We start from the raw sequence: 391 nt of genomic DNA, 5'->3' as shown, positions 1-391 counted from the left end.
ATTCGTCGTCATGGTTTAAACATTAAAAAAGTGACGGCGTTTGGCTGCACATCACGTGGTCAAGCATTCCGCACTGGGAAATGGATTCTTGAAACAGAGAGGTTGGAAACCAAAACCGTCACATTTACTGTCGGTGTAGAAGGCTTAATGCACATTCCCGGTGACATTATTCGTGTAGCAGATTGCCATTATGCAGATACAAATATTGGTGGTCGTGTAATAGCTGTCAATGGCAGAAAAGTGACGCTTGATAGAGAAATTACGCCATGGGGGAATAGTTATTTAACGTACATTAATCAAGAGGCTAAGCATACAGATATTCGCATTGTGAATGTAAATGGTAATGAAGTGACGTTAGAGTCAGAGCCTGTCGGTTTGGCTGAATTCGGTG

General features: G+C 42.2%; 1 protein-coding gene. It reads left to right on the top strand.

Features of this window, described 5'->3' with window-relative positions; genetic code table 11:
• Positions 1–391 (top strand): phage tail protein (locus tag ACFSAV_RS08550; protein WP_379098533.1); only part of this gene is annotated, 391 nt, incomplete at both ends.

This window comes from Pasteurella oralis (assembly GCF_042681465.1).
Lineage (GTDB): Bacteria > Pseudomonadota > Gammaproteobacteria > Enterobacterales > Pasteurellaceae > Pasteurella > Pasteurella oralis.
This window is presented reverse-complemented; position numbering and strand designations above follow the sequence as displayed.